The 20,827-nt window shown below is 31.2% G+C and carries 12 protein-coding genes and 1 pseudogene; all 13 read left to right on the forward strand.

Going from position 1 to position 20,827, the window contains the following annotated elements:
* The first annotated feature begins 24 nt into the window (after positions 1-24).
* The 13 genes and pseudogenes from JJC05_RS09370 (at position 25) to JJC05_RS09430 (ending at position 20,790) form a co-directional block, all read left to right on the forward strand.
* Positions 25-2,295: a hypothetical protein gene (locus tag JJC05_RS09370; protein WP_235877287.1), complete on the forward strand. Its 2,271-nt coding sequence runs from the start codon at positions 25-27 to the stop codon at positions 2,293-2,295.
* 35 nt (positions 2,296-2,330) lie between these two features.
* Positions 2,331-3,821: a hypothetical protein gene (locus tag JJC05_RS09375; protein ID WP_235877288.1), complete on the forward strand. Its 1,491-nt coding sequence runs from the start codon at positions 2,331-2,333 to the stop codon at positions 3,819-3,821.
* A 29-nt stretch (positions 3,822-3,850) separates the two neighbouring features.
* A complete protein-coding gene (locus JJC05_RS09380) occupies positions 3,851-5,413 on the forward strand; it encodes a hypothetical protein (protein ID WP_235877289.1) in 1,563 nt (520 codons plus the stop codon).
* Complete coding sequence (locus JJC05_RS09385) at positions 5,410-6,126, forward strand: LolA3 family protein (RefSeq protein WP_235877290.1); 717 nt, start codon at positions 5,410-5,412, stop codon at positions 6,124-6,126. Before JJC05_RS09380 ends, JJC05_RS09385 begins: the two co-directional genes overlap by 4 nt.
* A gap of 6 nt (positions 6,127-6,132) precedes the next feature.
* Entirely contained in the window at positions 6,133-9,327 is a 3,195-nt protein-coding gene (locus JJC05_RS09390) for a DUF6443 domain-containing protein (RefSeq protein ID WP_235877291.1), read from the forward strand.
* Positions 9,328-9,368: 41 nt separating this feature from the next.
* Positions 9,369-10,199: a hypothetical protein gene (locus tag JJC05_RS09395; protein ID WP_235877292.1), complete on the forward strand. Its 831-nt coding sequence runs from the start codon at positions 9,369-9,371 to the stop codon at positions 10,197-10,199.
* A gap of 294 nt (positions 10,200-10,493) precedes the next feature.
* A complete protein-coding gene (locus JJC05_RS09400) occupies positions 10,494-11,408 on the forward strand; it encodes a hypothetical protein (RefSeq protein ID WP_235877293.1) in 915 nt (304 codons plus the stop codon).
* Positions 11,392-14,544: an RHS repeat domain-containing protein gene (locus JJC05_RS09405; RefSeq protein ID WP_235877294.1), complete on the forward strand. Its 3,153-nt coding sequence runs from the start codon at positions 11,392-11,394 to the stop codon at positions 14,542-14,544. The genes JJC05_RS09400 and JJC05_RS09405 overlap by 17 nt, the downstream gene beginning before the upstream one ends.
* A gap of 74 nt (positions 14,545-14,618) precedes the next feature.
* Positions 14,619-17,258, forward strand: a complete 2,640-nt coding sequence (locus tag JJC05_RS09410; RefSeq protein WP_235877295.1) for an RHS repeat domain-containing protein — start codon at positions 14,619-14,621, stop codon at positions 17,256-17,258.
* Positions 17,259-17,296: 38 nt separating this feature from the next.
* A complete protein-coding gene (locus tag JJC05_RS09415) occupies positions 17,297-17,785 on the forward strand; it encodes a polymorphic toxin type 43 domain-containing protein (RefSeq protein ID WP_235877296.1) in 489 nt (162 codons plus the stop codon).
* A 10-nt stretch (positions 17,786-17,795) separates the two neighbouring features.
* The gene (locus JJC05_RS09420; protein ID WP_127823328.1) at positions 17,796-18,305 is read left to right on the forward strand and encodes a hypothetical protein; all 510 of its coding nucleotides are present in this window, start codon (positions 17,796-17,798) and stop codon (positions 18,303-18,305) included.
* 283 nt (positions 18,306-18,588) lie between these two features.
* Positions 18,589-18,879 (forward strand): annotated as a pseudogene (locus tag JJC05_RS18245) (thrombospondin type 3 repeat-containing protein); the annotation flags it as partial.
* 342 nt (positions 18,880-19,221) lie between these two features.
* The gene (locus tag JJC05_RS09430) at positions 19,222-20,790 is read left to right on the forward strand and encodes a lipase family protein (RefSeq protein WP_235877297.1); all 1,569 of its coding nucleotides are present in this window, start codon (positions 19,222-19,224) and stop codon (positions 20,788-20,790) included.
* The last annotated feature ends 37 nt before the right edge of the window (positions 20,791-20,827 follow it).

Consider the following 20,827-nt stretch of genomic DNA (forward strand, 5'->3'; position numbering starts at 1 on the left):
GGTAGACAAAATATCAACCGTAGAATGTATCAAATGGAGGGTGATGCTACAACTAAATCTTTTATTGCTGCTTGTAAAGAATTAGTGAACAGTATTGCAATGATGGCTGAAATAATCTCAGGCCCTAACGGTATGCTTGAAATGAAAGGAAGAGCAAACAAAATAGACACTTCTAAATCTTGGGTTCGTTTAGAGAATCCATCAGGAGTTAAGTTTGGTGGGGGGTTAAGAGTTAAAAGTATCCAATTAAGTGATAATTGGGACGTGATGAATAGCGAAATAGATAATCCTATTTATAAAGAAATGTATGGACAGAATTATTCATATAGTTTGAATGATGGAACATCATCTAGTGGGGTTGCAACTTTTGAACCCAATGGATCACAAGAAAATCCATTTAAAAAACCATTTTATAGTTATGAAGATCAAAGTTATGCCGATAGGATTTCGCAACCTGCTGAGAATAATTATGTAGAACTGCCATTTGGTGAATCCTTTTTCCCGTCTCCTAAGGTAACCTATTCTCGTGTTACTGTCGCTAACTTAGCTAAACAAGATTCATCAGTTCCGAATAAAGTAGTCAAAAAGCATGCAACAGGACAAGTAGTATCATGTTTTTATACAAGTCTTGATTTTCCTACAAAAACAGACTTCACAAACATCGATCCTTGGGTAGATACCACTGAAGACAGTCTACTTTCAGCTTTTTTGCCAAAAATATATTCATATAATAGTTTGACATTTTCACAAGGATTTTCTGTTGAAACCAATGATATGGATGGTAAACCTAAATCTACATCAGTATACGCAGAAGGAGTTACAAATGACCAAAATTTTATAAGTAAAGAAGAGTATATTTACAGCCTTGATAGTAACTATGGATTAAACAACGATGTTACAACAATTGATGAAAATGGTAATGTTTCAACAAACACCATAGGAGTAACCAGAGATTTGGTTAATGATTTCAATGAAAGTCAATCAATTACCAAAACTTTTGGAACACATGTAAACTTGGCTATATTTATTATAGGTATTTTCCCTATTACAATTTCAATGCCTATTCCTAATATGCAATATCAGAAGAATAGAATGCGTACAGCTACTACCACAAAAGTTACACACAGAATGGGACTTTTGTCTGAAAAAATCGTATACGATAACAATTCAAAGGTTTCTACTAAAAACTTGGCATGGGATGCAAAAACTGGAGAAGTACTTTTAACACAAACTTCAAATGAATTTGAAGACAACTATTATAGTTTTAACTATCCAGCATATTGGTATTATGCCAGTATGGGGTTAGCTTCGGAAAACATTGATTTTGAATGTAGTTTAACAAAATCTTCTTCAAGTAATAAATTTGTAATTTTAAATCCTGGTCAACAAAATATTACGCAAATATTCAAAATAGGTGACGAATTACAATTGAATGACTTTACTAAATATTGGGTGATAAAAGTCGCTTCAGATGGTATACAACTTATGGACAAGGATGGAAATGATCTAGATCCTAAAATCACAGGTAATTTTAATGTAAGGATTGTAAATTCGGGTAATAAAAATTTACAGAGTTCAAATATGGCAACTGTGACCGCAATGATAAATCCTTTAGATAAATTAATAGGTGGTAAAATAATCAATCCATTTTCATATTTACCAACGGATACGAACAAACCTAAAGTCATCAATGCCAGCGCTATAGAATACTCTGATGATTGGAAGTCACAATGTGAAAATAATTTGCCTAATGAATTTGGGTTATTAAACGGTCAAGGTAAACCCGTAAATCCATATTTATATAATATTAAAGGACAATGGAAACCAATAAGATCATACGCATATCTTTCAAGCAGAATTAACCAAGAAGAAAGTAATCGCAGAAATAAAGGACACTTTAAAGATTACAATGCTTTTTATAAGATTGACAATGTTACAGGTAAATGGTTAATGGATAAGCAAAATTGGACATTTGCAAGTGCCATAACTAAATATAATCCTTATGGTGTTGAAGTTGAAAACAAAGATGCACTAAATCGTTATTCTGCTGCTCAATATGGTTATCATTATAAATTGCCTGTTGCAGTAGGTTCAAATACAAAATATCAAGAAATTGGTGCGGATAATTTTGAAGATTACTACGATGATCTAAATCCAACTATTTATAGACCGCATTTTAATTTTTCTCAAGGTTTAATTAATAATACCATTTTTGTAACTGATAAAAAATCACATAGTGGTGTAAAAAGTTTAGTCGTTAAGCCCGAAATAGAGCAACGTATAAAAGAAAAATAGAACCTTGTAAGAATAACTAGTTTTAAGAAATTATAATGAAAAATATATTTATATATCTATTTGCTCTTATTAGTTTTAGTACTATTGCTCAGCAAATGCAGGTAAGTATTGATGATGCTTCAACTCCAAAGCCAAGTGGTAAAACATTTTTAATTAATATTGAATATGTAAATGCAAATACATCTTGTAACGAAAAGAAAATTGAGTTAAACCTAGGACAACTAGAATTCTTGCCTAACGCAACGGTGATTGGAAATGCTAAAGCCGTACTTTCTACGGTTAATAGTGATAATATACTGACATTAACTAATATTCCTTTTCAAATAGGTTCGCATTTTAGCTTTAAAATTGGAGTAAGATTTAGAGAAGGTGTAACTTGTAATGGTTCAAAATCAGTAATACAAGGTAAATTTTTTGATTGTGATAAGCTTTCTGTTACTTCTAATCCAATTGAAATAATAGCTTCTTCAAGTTACAGGTCTAAACTGACTTTAAATCAAGTTACTTCTTATGATAAGAAGTCTAGTCAGAATGGTTATGGAAATGATGCATTCTGTTTAGGTAAAATAGTCCGCTATTCAGTACAACACACAAATTTCGACAATTTAAATCTTGATGGAGCAGATTTTAACTCACCTCTTATTTGTCTTGATTTACCTAAATGTGCTATAATACGAGGAGTATATGATCGTAATAGTTATCATAAAATCAATGGTGGTTTTAAAGAAACTATTAATGGCGACATTAAAACAATATCTTGGATAGGAAAAGATATTCCATTTAGATCAGTATATACTATGGCTATTAATGATTCTTATGATATTGAAGTTGAATATCCGTGTGCGAATATTGAGTGTATTGGTAAATCTCAACTTTCTACTTATGCAATAGGTAAAGATTGCAATGATCAAAGCATAGAGACCCTTCGATCTTCAATTTATACAAATATAATTCCTAAATGTGATGATTCTTGTAATCCAGTAAATAGCAATAATGATGTTCATTTTATTTATAATTTGTCATGTCCTAATTCATACAATTATACTACAAGTAACGTCAGTATTCGGTTTAATACTTCTTCAGATCCAAATATTTCGAATACTATTTCTACTGAACAACCCACAAGACTTTATAAGATTACCCTTCCAGACGGAATAAAACTTTTTTACGTAGGGTTTAATGGAGGAAGAGATTACTGTAGAGATAAAATTCAACAATACTATTTAGATCGAAATAATATTCCTACTAATGAAAAGAATGCTAAGTATATAGTTATTAAAATAGCGTGCCTTGATTTTTCTAAAGAAGTATCCGTTGGGATATTTTTTAATTATACTGATCCTTCTGTAATCACAAGTAATGATAAATTTACTTTTGGTGTTACATCCTCAATTAATGAACAGATCACTATTCCGTATAAAGAGCTTATAGCAAGTATAAATAATTGTAAACCCAATATTAGAATTTCTAATAATTTAAAAAAATTACTAAAGGGGAAGCGAGTTCCTATCAGACAAAATCAATAGGTGTTTCTAATGATGTATTTATTTATAGAATGGAAGTTTGTAATACAGGAGAAAAAGATCAATTAAATACTTTTTTGAGAGATCAATTAGATCCAAGATTAATTTATTTAGGAGGATTAAAAATAGCTTATACTTCTAATTCAAAATTAACAAATATACCTTTAGTTTATAGGAATAGTTTTACTTTTCCCGGTACAAAAAATACTATTAAAATTACTACTCCATCAATAAATGATTCTAATGGAGGAGGTAAATTAACTTTTGAAAATTTTGATTTGCCATCCGAGTTATATATGTTTTTAATTATTGAATTTAAAGTTAAAGTTAAACCAGGGACTTACGCAGATCCTAAAAATGGAATAGAAAATGAAATAATAACGAATAGCATGTCGAGTAATAAAACATTAATTGATTTGATACCCATTACTGAATATAAAACTCAGTTTTTAGTTTGGTGTGAGGACAATCAAGAGTGGTATGACGATTATGTAATGATTCGAAGAAATGAGAATACTAAATTAAAATTAAGAGTAATCAATACAGGTACGAAAGATATTAAATTACAAAATATTCTTAATTTAAGACCATTGGCTAATGATACTTTTGAAAGTAATACAGATCCTAGAAATACAAATGTGCCTTTTGAATTAAAATATGATTGTTTAAAATACCCTACTGTTTATTTAGATGGAAATCAGCTAAACAATACACAAGTTCAAGTAGATTTTGCCTCAAATGGTGTAGATATGAATAGGCAAAGTTTAGTATGTAGTTATTCACAAAATGGTTCTATACCTAATTTTTCGAATAGTTGTAACCCAGATAGTTCAAATTGGATGAAGGTCGATTTTAAACAGGGCTTGCTACTTAAACCCGGTCAAACTATTGAAGTTGTTTATAATGCTAAAGCAACTGGAAATGAACTTGGAACAATAAGAAATAGTTTCGCTACTTTGGCTTTTGACACTAACGATAATTGTTTGCTGTCGCCAATTCAAAAAATGGATATTGAAAAGACAGAAGAAGGTTGTAAAATGACTCCTCCTAAACCTTGTAACGAATGTAGTTCTTTTGAATTAATTAAAGATAAAAAGTATTTAGTTTCAGGTTGGGTACGTGAGGAAAGTGAAAAGGAACCCTCAAAACAGTATTTAAATTTTAAAAAATCATATATAAGTATAGCTTTTACAGATAAATATGAAGAATCTTTTCAAGATCCCATTAAGTTCCTTCCATCAGGTGAAATTATTGATGGCTGGCAGAGAATAATAGGAGAATTTACTGTTCCTCAAGAAAGTGCTGAGTTTTATTTAGAATTAGTTAATGACTCTAATGCATCAACAAATCAAGATGGGACACTTTCATACTTTGATGACATTCGTATCATTCCTAGCGAAGGTAATATGAAAAGTTTTGTATATGATCAGAAAACCCAACGCCTTATGGCTGAGTTAGATGAAAATAATTATTCTACTTTTTACGAATACGATCTAGAAGGAGGTTTAATCCGAATTAAAAAAGAAACCGAAAAAGGAGTCTTTACGATACAAGAAACAAGAAAAGGGTCAACAATTAGTAAAGAAACAAAATGATGAATAAGTTATATTTATTAGTTTTTGTCGGTATATTTTTTTCGTCCATTGCTGGGTTTGCACAGGATTTTACAAACGCAAAAGAGTTGTTAGAAGAGGTTTCTAAAAATTATAACAAAAAAGCAAGTCTATCATTGTTTACAAATGTTACAATGTTTAAAAATTATAATGATAAGAAACCCAAAGAGGTATACGAAGGTGTAATTGTAAAAACGCCAAATGGTATTTATTTTAAAGTAAAAGGAATGGAGCTTTTAAGTTTCAATGATTGTTCTTTAAAAATAAGTAATGAAGAAAAAATGGCGCTGTATTCTGAAGGCAAAATGGAATCAGATATGTTGCCCACTGATGTAAGTTTAAAAGTCTTTCTTAAAGATTTTAAATGTAACTTAAAGACAACACCTACCCAGTATATTTGTGAATTTTCACCAAAAAATATTACACAGATTATGTTGAGTAAAGTAATTTTTTACATTAATAAATCGGATTTATTAATTACAAAACAAATCACTTATTTAACACAAACCATTGACGAATCTGATAGGAAAAAGCCAATTAAAGTAGTCCCTAGAATTGAGACAACTTATAAAAAACGTGTTTCAAATAATGCGGTTGATCAAAACTTAACTAACAAAAAGAATTATATTATCAAAAATGGCAACAATGTCATTTTATCAAAAAAATATTCAAACTTTCAACTTATTAAATCATAATTTAATATGCACCCATTAGTAGTAAAATTTAATGTCCTTAGATTGTTACTTGTATGTAGTTTTTTACTTGCAAGTTGCACAGGAATTGCACAACAGAATTTTTACAACGGTAACACCAAAGTATTAAATAACGTAGATTTACAATCTACCACAGCTACTTATACATATAAAGGGGATGGTGAAGCTGGTTTTCCTGCAATGATCACTTTGAATCCTAAAGTTATTATTAAGCTTAAGAGTGATAGTTACAAAGGTTTCACTGGGAAAACAATTCTGAATTTAACCATCATTCCACTTCATCAAGACGGAAGTCAAGACACCCCATTTAATAAGACGTTAGTTGTTGAAAACTCCCTAATGTCTAATTCGCCTGTGTATACTGATTTATCACAAATTGAATTACTTAATCGATATGGTGCTATCATTAAAGTAAACTCTTCTACCCCTTTAGCAATTAATCCAAATGTTTCATTACAGTTAGATTTTTGCGCAGAACGCTACTATAAGTTAAGTCAGCAACTTTTAAATGTAACAGCAACTCCAATATTAGATCCAACTAATAACAATGTGCAAAGTACTGTAAAATTAGCATGGAATAAATTAAAAGGTGCTGTTAAATATGAATTACAATGGACTTGGGTCGATAACTTCTCGGCCGATAATAAAGTAAACAAAGCACCGTGTCAAATTCCTTTTACTGATAGAGACTTTGATTTAAATAATACCAAGGTCATAACTTCTAATGATCAATACGAAATTCCTTTAATTTATTCTAAAGGCTATTTACTATACCGTGTTAGAGCCATAGGAAAATTTATTGGAAAACCTGAAGAAACAGATGTTAAAAAAGATTTTTTTGGCGATTGGAGCACAGGAAACTTAATAAAGAATACAGTTCAGGATTGGACCTTTTTTCCTATTAGTGAAAATCCAAGCTTGGATGCTATGAACTGGGATTTCAAAGCAAGTTATGCCGAAGAAGGAAAGAAAAAAGAAGTTGTTAGTTTTTTTGATGGGTCATTAAGAAATAGACAAACAGTTACTAAAATAAATACTGAAAATAATGCAATAGTTGGTGAAACTATTTATGATGCACAAGGAAGAGCTGCAATTGAAGTATTACCTTCACCTACTTCAAATTCATTTTTGCGTTATTTTAAAGACTTTAATAGAAATCTAAATAACAAGCAATTCTCGAATCTTGACTTCGATTTCGATAAAAGTGGGGATTATTGTAAAAGTGACTTAGGTGGTATGATAAATACTTCCGGTTCAAGTAAATACTATTCTCCAAACAATGATATAACGACTCCTTTTAGAAACTTTATACCTAACGCATTTAATTATCCATATAGTCAAACAGAATATACTGCTGATAATACGGGGAGAATACTCAGAAAAAGTGGGGTAGGTACTGAACACAGATTAGATTCTGGTCATGAAATGAAATATTTTTATGGTGACCCTCAGCAAAGTGAATTAAATCGTCTATTTGGGTACGAAGCTGGTTATTCTAATTTCTACAAGAAAAACACTGTGGTTGATCCTAACGGTCAAGTATCTGTAAGTTATGTCGATAACGCTGGAAAAACAATCGCTACAGCATTATCAGGTAGTAGTCCTAATATTGTCATCAATGGTGTTCCTTATCCTGTGTTGCAGCCTTTACAGGATGAAAGCGATCCTAATTTGCATAAGAACTTAGGCTTTGATTTGTTAAACAAGAAAAATCAAACAGACACAGACACTCCTTTAGATAATAACAAACTAGAAACTTCTTATAATTTTAAAACTTATAAAGATGTTTTATCAGTGAATAGAGTTTTAGGGGTTACGGATAAAACTGCTAAACATAACTTTTTCTATAAAGTAGAAAATAATAGTGGATTTACTCCTGCGGTATGCCCAAAATCGTATCCTTTCGTATATGATTTAGATATTGCACTGAAAGACCAATGTAATACGGATAAAATCTTTACTACAGGTAATACGCTAATTCAAAAAATGAAAATAGGCCCTTCACCACTTACAATTGAGGTTCCTATTTTACCTAAAGATTTACAATTAGAAGTAGGCGATTACAAGTTGTCCAAAACTTTAAAAGTTAACAAAGAAACATTAGAAGGTTTCGCTGATGATTATGTAGCCAACCTTAGAAGTTGTGTAAAACTTGAGGATTTTAATCCTAATATTAATATTAATTGTAAAACTACTTGTGAAGAATGTGAGGCTAGTGTAGGTACACTTCCAAATTTTATTTTAAATAATTTAAACGGAATTTATCAAGTCCCTACCGATAAATTAATTGCTGGCGCAACTTATTTTATTGTCAATCCTAATACTCTTTCGGTTACTCAAAATTCCTCAGCTCTTCCTGCAGATGTGACGGTGAATTATGGAATGTCAATTACTGACGTTGAATTAAAAAAACATGTAGAATCGCTTAAAAAGGAATGGGAAGTACTTAGCAAAGCTTGTGAGTATATCTGTGGAAAAGGTTTAGCTACTTCTTGTGAAATTAATGAACAAGTATTGTTAGATGATGTCTCTCCTAACGGACAATATGGAGGAGTTGATGATAAAAGTTCTGATTGGGCTTTAAGTGTTTTTAATACTGTAAATGGACTAGTAAAAACAGCAAATCCTACATTTCCTGGTGCATTGGTTACTGGAGATATGCATTGGAAAAAACCTACAGAACCCTATAAAAACTTAGACGGAAGTATCTCTAGAATTCCAATTGAAGTAATAGTTGATCCCCTAAATGGTGCTATAACTTATTCACCAGCTATTGCAAATGCTACTGCTTTGGATAGTGAAAATACAGTATTACCTCAAGATTTAGCTAAAGTTACTGATTTTATTAGTCTTTGGAAACCTACTTGGGCCAATTCATTAATCCAGTATCATCCTGAATACCCGTATTATGAGTACGCTAAACAGTTGTGTACATTAACTAGTCCTATTGATGTATATCAATTTAAACCCGACGGAACTTCCGATCCTAATCGTATTCAACGTAATCGTAACTTAAGTTCAGATGAATTTGATGCTTATTTGCAAAATCTTGATACCTATGACAAAGCAACTCGTGCAGGCTTCGATTTATTAGCTAATGGTAAAGTACTATACCAAAAGGACCCTTACTTTTCAGCAAAAGTACCGGCGTTTTTACACCTTATTATGCAAATTGGACTTTAGAATATGAGTCTGCTGGAACTTTTGAAGCGCGTCAACTTATAATGAAAAAGGCTATTAACACACAATATAAAAATCATACAAATCTGAATATGCTTCAAGTGGCTATGAGAACCATATTGTGTAATAGTATTCAAACTTGTAATCCAAACGTTAGTTTTTCTACCCTGTCTGATTCTCAAAAAAATAGAGTTTGGAATACTTTCAAAAACTACTATATCTCCTTAAAAACAAATATTAAGGATTTATATATGCATGTTCATGCACTAAAACTAAAGGGATACAATTACCCTATTGGTTCGGATAGACCTAGTTTCTATAATTATGTACATCCGTTACGTAACTATCAAAATGAATTAACGGACTTGGTAAATGAATTCCATTTAATGCATCAATGGAATTGGGCAAATCATTTTGATCTTGCTACTACAAATTTCTTTTTTCATCCTAATCATGAACTTTTCAAATACAAAATACGCAGATTCACTTCTAGTCCTTATTCAAGTAGTAACGATAATGACTTAATCAGTCAATATGGTACTTCAAATACGTATCAAAATTACGTTCAAACAGGTAATTGCCCACTTGTAGATGACTTGAGTTTATATATTAAAGATCATTTTAATACCATAGCCAACACTCCAAATGCAAATCTGAATAATTTCACCCAGATAGTACAAGGACTAACAGCTAAGTTATATACAGAATTTACTGGAGTTCAGCAACCGTATCCTGCAAATTACAACCCTACTTTTGCTAATCAAATCAATGGTAATAGTTTGCGTTTTATTTTTTTCAAATACGAGCTCAACCTTCCCTTCAAGCACTCCTGCTCCTTTAGAAATTATTACTCCTTCAGGTTATTCATGGAGTGACTACCTTACCCCATCAGGTTGGTCGATCAAAGAGATTAAACAACTGGTATACATTAAAGATCCAAATAGCGATCTAACAGTTCCTAACCCAGTGTTTAATTTTAGATGTGTTGCCGTTATTCAAATTGGTTCTACAGATATTAAAAACACCCGTGAAATCATTTTAACTGGTAAAACTCTTGCCCGTATTGGAGAATGTAAATTTGAAGGCCAACCGAGACTGGTGACTCTATAGTAGCCGAAGATGCTACTTGTGATAAAAAAGATACTTTTGCTCTTGAGCTTAAAAAATTAATGATTGATTTACAAAAGCAGCAGCAAATTGATCAAGCTAATGTAACCCTAAATAATTTTAACACAAACTATGCTTCATTAGCTTATTATTTTAATACAAAAACTACCGACACAGTAACTTGGAGTGGTGGCAACACAGGTGTACCAGCCACTTACACTTTGGCAGTAAATAATAGCGCAGTATTTTCAATTGTAACTACTGATAAAGTATTAAACAATACTGATCCTGTAGTAGTAGTAAAAGTGGGAGGTAAAATACAAAATGACGCTACACAAAACAATGCACGTCACCTATCAGTAACTACCCAAAAGAATAACGATGCGGCAGAACACAATGTTAACCCAGCTAATGTATTGAATGCTACTTTCGGTTTTACTCATTATGAAGCAGTAATCAAAAATACCCGCTCACAAAGCATGCCACTCTATTTTTCTTGTTGTTCTCCTTGTGGTGAAAACGATTTTGATGGAGATGGGTATGGGGATAAATGTATTCAAAAAGAGGTTTTACCAACTTGTAAACATTTAGGTGTTATTTTTAGAACCCCTTATTTGGAAAATGATTATTTTCCATTTATAGGTAAAGAAAATTTAAAAAGAAAATTTAAAAATGTAGCCCAATCCTTTGCGAATTTTTATAATGATCAGCAAAACAGTAATACTGTTGAAAAATTTTATTTTACAACGGGAGATGATTTTTATAATACTACAATTGGTAGATGGGGAAGTATACAAAGAGAAACTTCTAAAAATATTAAGGATAGTAATGCTAACGAAATAACTTTTACAGATTCGAATTCTGAAAATGTATTGCAAATTCAAGGTGAAAAATATTCTAATTTTTTATCAAATTCATTAAATTATTTAATGAACAATTTTAAAAAACCGAGGATTTCAGATGACAAAAAAACTTGACAAAATGATTTTTGTTATATCTGATTTAAACGAAGATTTTTCTCAATTTGAAGAAGCAAGAATAAAATTCGAAAATTATTTAAGCAATAATTCGTTAATAAAATATTATTATATTTTATTAACAGATGATGACAATAAAATAAGAATTAATGGTGAACTTAAAGATCCTAATGGGTTTTTTTCTAAGCTTTATGATGATGAGATAAATCTAAATGATCATGATGAGTCTTTTATTTTCTCGAAATTCAAAGTCAGTGAATTAGATGACCCAATTGTTTTGGGTAAATTAACTAATCTATTTAAAAATCTATTGGCCGATATCGATTGTAATGGAATTCAGATATCTTTTAATTATCAAGGTAAGTTTGAAACAGATTTATTAAATTTTGAAAAAAATAATGAAACCATTGATGAGACCACTTGCAAATGTATCCCTAAACCAGTACAGCCTATTGCGTGTGATGAAGAATTTGACAAGTACATGCTATTCTTGAATTTTGATGGCACAGGTAATTCACAAAAAATCAAAGGTCTTAACAGAGCTAATGCACCGTACTTTTTAAATAAGAAAAATTTCTGCGATGCTAACTTACAGTATCTTTATGCTTCTTATGAATATTACATTAACACCTTAAAAATCACAAAAACTACTGATAAAGACTTTTTAAGCCTAGTAAGATTTGGCGAAACTGAATTGCATTATGGTTTTGATGGTATAAAAGATGTTATTGATTTATTTAAGAAATATTGTGATGAAAATAGCACCAACCCTAAAAGATTAACTTGGAATGATTATGTAAATAAAGAGTATATTCCTACTTATAAGCCGTGTCCACCACCAGCTATGCCTATGGTTTCCCCGGATATAAAAACAGAAAGCTATTGTGATGGTTTGGCCGCTTATTTTAATTCTGTATACAAAACAGATGCTTATGAACGATATATTCAATCACAAAAAAATGAGTTTATCAAAAACTATATAGCTTCGGCTATGAGTACTGTGGTAGAGCAATTTAATGTAAATTATGCGGATAAGGAATATCAATATACCTTATATTATTATGACCAAGCAGGTAATTTAATTAAAACTGTTGCTCCGGAAGGCGTAAATCGTTTTGATACTACATCGGTTTTAGATACTCAAATAAATCAATCTAGAGATCAAAAACTTGATAATGCTACGCTATTACCGAATCATAAGTTCAAAACGGAATATCGTTATAATACATTAAATCAGTTAATTTGGCAACAAACGCCTGATGGAGGGACTACTAAATTTGCCTACGATGATTTAGGGCGCATTATAGCTTCTCAAAATGAAAAACAATTGGCTAAAAATCATTTTAGTTATACCAAATATGATGTATTAGGAAGAATAACCGAAGCTGGAGAAATTCATACGGATATATCTTATTCAATTGATGATAATGGTCGTTTAATTGAGAAGAATATTAGAGTAAACACATTTAAAGACGCGTTATACTCTAAACATCAGGTAACAAAAACTATATACAGTCAAGATCCAGAAGTTGAAGCTAATTTAAAAGCTTCCAATTTATTCCGTACCGCTACAAATAATGTTGCGCTTTCAAACAGAAATAGAGTTACTGGAGTTTTTTATTATAATGTAATTAATGATTCTTCAACTTTAAATTTTGACAATGCTATCCTTTATAATTATGATATTCATGGTAATGTAAAAGAACAAGTTTCATACAACAGATCATTAAAAAATTATAATTGTCAGGAAACTGTAATAGATTCAGATTCTGGAAGAAAGAACGATTGTGAAGCGCATTTAAAAAGAGTAGTCTACGATTATGATTTAATCAGTGGTAAGGTAAACAAAGTAATATTCCAGCCTAATAAGGCAGATCAGTTCATCCATAGGTATAATTATGATGCTGATAATAGAATTGTGAGTGTTGAAACCTCTCCAGATGGCGCAATTTGGGAAAAAGATGCAGAGTATAAATATTATCCTCATGGTCCATTATCGAGAACTGTACTTGGAAATAAAGAAGTTCAGGGGATTGATTATGCCTATACGCTTCAAGGTTGGCTAAAAATGGTAAACGGCGAGAATATTTCTAATAATGGTTTAGTAATGTACCCTGATGGTAGTTATACTGCTGGTACTCCTAGTATGCCAAAAACATCTAATGTTCAAGATGCCTTCGGATATTCATTAAGTTATAACGATAATGATTATAGAGCTATTAGCTCAAATGATAGCTATCCATTACAAAATGCTAATTCAACAACTATCGATAACGGTTTCTTACCTCTTGTGTATAGTAGAAATACTAGTGTCTTAGGTGGCGGAAGCAACTTATATAATGGTAACATTAAACAAATGGTTACTTCAATAAGTGAATTAAACGGAAAATTATTGCCAACACAGAAAAACAATTACACCTATGATCAATTAAATAGAATTGTAGCTATGAACTCTGTTGCTATTAACGTAGATAGAGATGACATGATAAAGCCAATTCCACGACCTAGTGTAAGTGCCAATTACACTTACGATCGCAATGGTAACATCCTGTCTCAAAAAACCACTGATACTAACGGTGTTATTATGGATAATTTAAGATATGATTATACCCCGTGCAAGGTGAATAATCAGTTGCGATTGGTTGAGGATAGTGTACCTGTTACAAGTTATACCACTGATTTAGAGAGTCAGGAAAAATATTTAAGTGATGTATTAGGAATTACGTACAATATTAATAACACCAGCACCCATAACTATATCTATGATGCTATAGGTCAATTGATTGAAGATAAATCAGAGGGGCTTAAAATACAATGGCGGGTAGATGGTAAAGTGAGCCGTGTAGAAAACAGCAAATCTAAATTGACCATTGACTTTGAATACGATGGTTTAGGTAATCGAATTGCAAAAGCCGTAACCCAAGGTGGAAATGTAATTAAAACGGTTTATGCAAGAGACGCCCAAGGAAATGTGCTGGCAGTTTATGAACAACGTTACGAAGAACACAAGCCTGTTGACCCAATTAAAAATGAATTGGTATTAACTAATTATGTATTAGATAATAAAGAGCTTAAAAAAGCCTTCAATACTATAAAAGTAGAGGGTACATCTGCTGTTAATGTTCCAGTGATTTAACTCTTGTTGCCTCTCAAAGTATTACCTTAACTGGGAATTTTACCATTAAATCAGGTTCAAATTTCTTAGCTCAAGTGGCTACAGTACCTAATACTGTTGTCGACATACCGTCAACACTTACGCTAAAAGAGCATGATATTTATGGTAGTAGCCGACTGGGGATAGAAGAAAAAAATATGCTATTGTATCAGCATAATTTAACGGGTGAGCTTAATAGAAAAGCTAATAAAATTGCAAATAAAGATACTATTTTAGCTCTTTCTAAAGAAGCTAATAATTCAAACATTAGTGATAATGTTTCAACTCCTGTTCCAGCTTCTTTCATAGATGTTACTTCTTTAGGGATAAAGCCTGATTACGCATTAAAATTAACCGAAACAGCTAATGCTAAGTGGAATTTATTAAGTGGAGAACTTCAGTCATTCGCAAATCAAAATTTAAACACTGTTGGAATTGATATTAAGTACAACTTGATGAATCTAAACATTGCCAATGATGAATACGGTATAACACAATTGCAATACAAAACGAATGAGACTAAATTAAGCAAAGAATTAATCTCATTAAATGTTTTAAAAAAGTATTTTAACAATTTTAATTGTTCAGATTTAACGAGTTATGATCATGATAAATTATTAAGTATTTCAACTTGGAATTATCCTTCTTGTGAAAGAGAATACTTAGCAATTCAACCAGCGGTTTTTAATCCCAATGAGACAGGAAGTGTATTTTTCAATATAAGTAATTATGTTTCCTTAAGAAACAAGGGGGCAATTACCTTAGAAGTTGATGGTAAAGAGTATGGTTTTGATTTTAATGGAAATCTTTTTAATATCATAAGTAAAGGTGATTTAATAAATCAAAAATTGCCCACAGTTACAAATTTCGAATTAGAATTAAAAGAGAATGAAATTATTTTAAAAGCAGACTCTAAAGTACTTGCTAGCCAACCAAGACCAGTTACAACTAATCCTATGAATTTAAAACTTAAAATTTCAAATTTTAGTAATGAATTCTGGTATTTGTGGTCAGGATTTCATATTTACGATCTTTTTGTAATTAAAGATATCAAAGATGTTTTTGAAATTACAAATAACACTAAATTATCGCTTATAAAAGATAGTGAAGGATTCAAACATAAGATAAAAGTTGATATTTATAAAACAAAATCTTCAACGGTTGGCTCTCCTATTACAAGGAGATCATATGAAGCAGTTTCAACACCTACTACTATCGTTACCGATGGATTAGAAGTTAAAACTAATGTTAATTTTAATAATTTCAGTGGATACATTCAAGTAAATGGAGTTGATACAGCTTTACAACCTTATTTTGGTAAAGAAACATTAGTAAATGAAGCACCAGCAACTAATAATTTCCAACTTGGAGGCACATTTGATAATTTAAAACCATTAGATTTTAGCAGTTGTTATTTCAATTATGATTTAAAAACATTATACAACAATGGTGTATCGCATAGTTTCACCTTTGATGATGTGACAAGTAGTACCGTTACAAACAATCCGCCAAGAACGATTACACGTAATATTGCCATGACTGTAACCCCTTACGTAGTGAGAGAACTTAGTAGTTGTATGCCCGATTCAGACAAAGATGGCTTGTACGATATTTATGAATATTCTGTTCCAAACATTACAATAGATGTTGATAAAGATGGTTTGCTAAACCACTTAGATCCAGACGATGATGGAGATGGGATACTAACTAAATATGAAAGTGCAGATCCTGATAACGATCATAATCCTATAACAGGCAAGCCTGCATTGAATACAAATGCAGATCCACATCCAAATAATGATCAAGCATTAACAAACACGATGCCTGATTATTTAGATGATGATGATGATGGTGATGGTTATAAAACTTGGGAAATAGTTGAAGGAGGACCCGGTAAACCAAATCAAACTCCGGGACTTGCCTATACTGAAGATACAAATAATGATAAAATACCTAATTATTTGGACGCTAATCGTAAATATTTCGATGCCATTGTACCAATGACTCAATTTGAATACAAATCAATTGTGGGTGACAAACGCTATGAATTAGCAAATCATTTAGGTAACATATTAAATGTAATTTCTGATAGACCTATAGATTGCAATTTAGGTAAAAATACTAAATATTTGGCCGAGATAATATCTTTTAGCGACTATTACCCTTTCGGTAGCTTGATTCCTAACCGCCACGGCTCAAGTACAGCCTACCGTTACGGCTTCCAAGGACAAGAAAAAGATGATGAGATTAAAGGGGAAGGGAACTCGTTGAATTATACGTTTAGAATGCACGACCCAAGGGTGGGGAGGTTTTTTGCTGTTGACCCGCTTGAAAGTAAATATCCTTGGAATAGTCCTTATGCATTTAGTGAGAATAGGGTTATGGATGGCATTGAATTAGAAGGATTAGAGGTTACACCATACCAAAAAAGGTTACCTACAGACAAACCCGTTTTTAAACAAAATAATTCTGTAGGAGTTTTAAAAAGAGTATCTAATGCAATAGAAAACACAGGTAACTTTTTAACTAATATTACTTTAGTTCCAGCATATAATCTTTCTTCAGATGTAATAAATGGAACTTATAAACTTTTTACTGGAGGATATGAGTTTAATCCATATATTATAAATGATATAGATGATGATTTAAATCGCTCTCAAAATTCAGTTGAAAACTATTTTGAAAAAAATCATTAAAACAAATAGGAAGTGATTTAGGCAATGGTCTAACAAAGTTGCAAAACTATGAATTGGCAGGACAATTATTTGTTTTTCACAAAATAGGTCAAGCATATGGAAGAGGTTCTAGTCTTGGTTCAAACACTGTTGCAGAAACTAATAACTTAATAAATGGTTCAGGTAGAGCAGCTGGAGTTATAGAGGTTAGTAATAATGTTAAATCACTTGCACAATTTAAAAAATATACACCTAAAAATGCTATTGAATTTGTGTTTGATCCAGAAACAGAAATATTTACAGTTGGAAAAGTCAAAAGCCCTATATCTGGACTGTCTCCACATCAAAATTTAGCTAGAGTAATAAATGCAGGTAATAATGTAGTTGGGGGGATGTTTAAACGAGGTGCGAATGGAGAAATCTTAACAAATGAAGCCTCAGGTCATTTTCACAAAAATTGGACTCCAGAAATAAGAGAAAAATTTGTAAAATTCCTTGAATCTCAATCAGGGGAAGAGGTTAAGCATACTTCAAAGCCTAGTTTTTAAAATTATAAAAATGCAAGAAATAATAAAAAATAAGAATTTTCAGGATTTAATTATTGAGGATAAAGTATATAATTTTTTAGAAATAGCTAGTTTTTCTGATTTAAACTTAACGTATGGTTGTTATGACTCTGGCTGGGTAATAATAAGTATGGAAGGCATTGAAGTAATCGAATATAACAGTGAGAAATTTAGATATATTAGTTTTTTAAAATTTATTGAAATATCTACATCATTAATAAAAGAGGAAATACAAAAGAGAATAATTGAAAATCATAATTGTTTAGAGTTATTCCCTATTGAAAATGTTTTGCATTTAATATTAAATATGGAATCTGATTATTGGTTAAATCTATGTATTAATCTTTTAATTGATATGAATTATAAAAATCAATATATTAATGAGATTTTGAATGAATTATTAAATAAATCTTGGATATCTCAAAAAGTAAAACATAAAATTTTAAAATTATTAAAACCTCCAGCTCCTCTAATTCTCCCGATTTTGAAGGATAATAAATAAAAAAGAAACACGCTCTTGGGCGTGTTTTTTTGTGGGTTTTTATGAGGAGTAAGCTTGCTTGGCTTTATAATCACGAATGGTCAAATCAAGAAAACGAGTAACCCTTGCTTTGTCTTCTTCATTCATATCTTGTATGACTTCAAACTTTTTAAGCAATTCTTTATCTTTTATAGTGGTGATATCATGGCTTAATAAAGCATCGGCAGAAATCGTTAAGAAGGTTGGGTAGATTATTTAGTATTGATAAATTGGATTCAGTAACACCATCGCAAGTGGTTATTCTATATCTGGAAATTTTCCCAAAGATTATTCAGACACCTATTGTGGAGCTCAAGTATTAGATACAGACAAAGACGGAGTACTTGACTTTAAAGAAGACGGTAAGCGTTTAGATAACTGTCGTTTTACTTTTAATCCTGATCAGAAAGATACTGATGGAGATGGTTATGGCGATGTATGTGACAATTGTGAAAAGTACAATCCAACCCCCAATCCAACGAATTTAGACTACCAATTAGATACCGATGGAGATGGTGTAGGTGACGATTGTGACAACTGTAAATACAAGTACAACCCTAGAATAGATTATGAAATAATAGATCCAAAAGATCAAGAAGCTTTATCTAAAAGAAAAGGGAATCCTACCTATTTATCTATAAACAATCAATATCAATCAGATAGAGATGAAGACGGATTTGGAGATGGATGTGATAATTGTATTGATACTAAAAACGGTAAATTAGAAGGACAAACAGACGCTAATGGGAATCAGTTAGATGCAGACCAAGACGGGATAGGGGATATTTGTGAAGGTATTGATCAAGGAAAAGCTATAGTTGAAATAGAAAGACCAGCAAAAGAGACATATCGTTTTGTAGGAGATAAAAACTATGAATTAACCAATCATTTAGGAAATGTGCTTTCAGTTATTACAGATCGTAAATTATTTATTGGAAATTCAGCAAATAATTTTACCTTTATGCCAGACGTTCTTAGTTATAATGACTATTACCCTTTTGGTAGCTTGATTCCAAACCGCCACGGCTCAAGCACAGCCTACCGTTATGGCTTCCAAGGACAGGAGAAAGATGACGAAATTAAAGGGGAAGGGAACTCGTTGAATTATACGTTTAGGATGCACGATTCGAGGATGGGAAGGTTTTTTGCAATTGACCCGTTATTTAAAGATTACCCATATAATTCACCTTATGCATTTAGTGAGAATAGGGTTATGGATGCAGTTGAACTTGAAGGGCGTGAAGCGTTTTATATTCATGGTACAGTTTTGCAAATGTTTGGTGGTAGAGAATCAACTTTTACTTTTGAAAAAAATGATAACGGAACTAATAAATACATTGTTGATAGAATTACTCCAGTTTTAGGTAACAAAACCTCAAATGTTGATTTTGTTTGGGACGGTGGTAATTCAGACGATTCGAGACACGCTGCTGCTGAACAACTTGTTGAGCATGTATTAAAAAACAGAAATCCCGGAGAACCAATTTCGTTAGTTGGACATAGTCATGGGGGTAATGTGGCAATTGAAGCAGCAAATATTTTGGTTAAAAAACATAAAATCCAACCTAATGAAATAAAGATTGTAGCAATTAATACACCTCGTGAAGAGGATATTACTTTAAATAATTCTGATGTCACCTTATATTCTATAAATGCAAGAGGGGATTTAATTCAACAATTAGGAAGTGATTATGGTTCGCCAAATCATACCCCACAAGAAAATGTTGATATTAGTGTATATTATGATGACCAGATTGGAGGTGCTGATGTTAATCACGTTGGACCTGCTAAAAGTAATGTTAAAGAGTGGGCACCGAAATTGGAAGAAAAAATGAAAGAGGAAAAACAGAAAACGGAAACTTATCAGAAAAAATTAGAGGAGCATAAGAAAAAAAATCCATATGATTATATCGATGAAAAAAAGAATCTAAAAAATAATAATATGAAAAAGAAACCTATATCATTTTTGATAATTTCAATTTTCTTGATTTCCTGTGCTCAAAAAAAAGTATGTAATGTTGAACCTATTTCCTCTACGTTGCTTAACATTAAAACTATTAAAGGTGATTTAGTTTTTAAAAATGAAAAAGGGAAATTAGACACATTGGTTTTAAAGGAATCTTATAATAGTATTTCTAAACATGAAATAAAAACATTAATGAATAAAACCGAATGTGAACATACTATTGGTTATAAATATGATTCAAAAAATAAGTTTGGAACAATTGCTCTTAGACTTGATAAAGATGAAAACAAAAACTACTCATTGTTAATTAATGGATTTTGTTTTGATGAAGATATTTCAACTGATGAAATTGGGCTTATCAAAGAATCAACGAAAGTAATCAAAGTTGATACATGTAATTTATCAAATTACAAAGAAATCGGATTCAAAAAATTTAAAATCGATTACTTTATTACTAGAGATAATGATGTTTGGAAACCAATTGGTAATATTCCAAATTAGGAAATAACACAAAAAAACAAACCCGATAGCGGAAAGA

It is taken from the genome of Flavobacterium davisii (genome assembly GCF_019565505.1).
Lineage (GTDB): Bacteria > Bacteroidota > Bacteroidia > Flavobacteriales > Flavobacteriaceae > Flavobacterium > Flavobacterium davisii.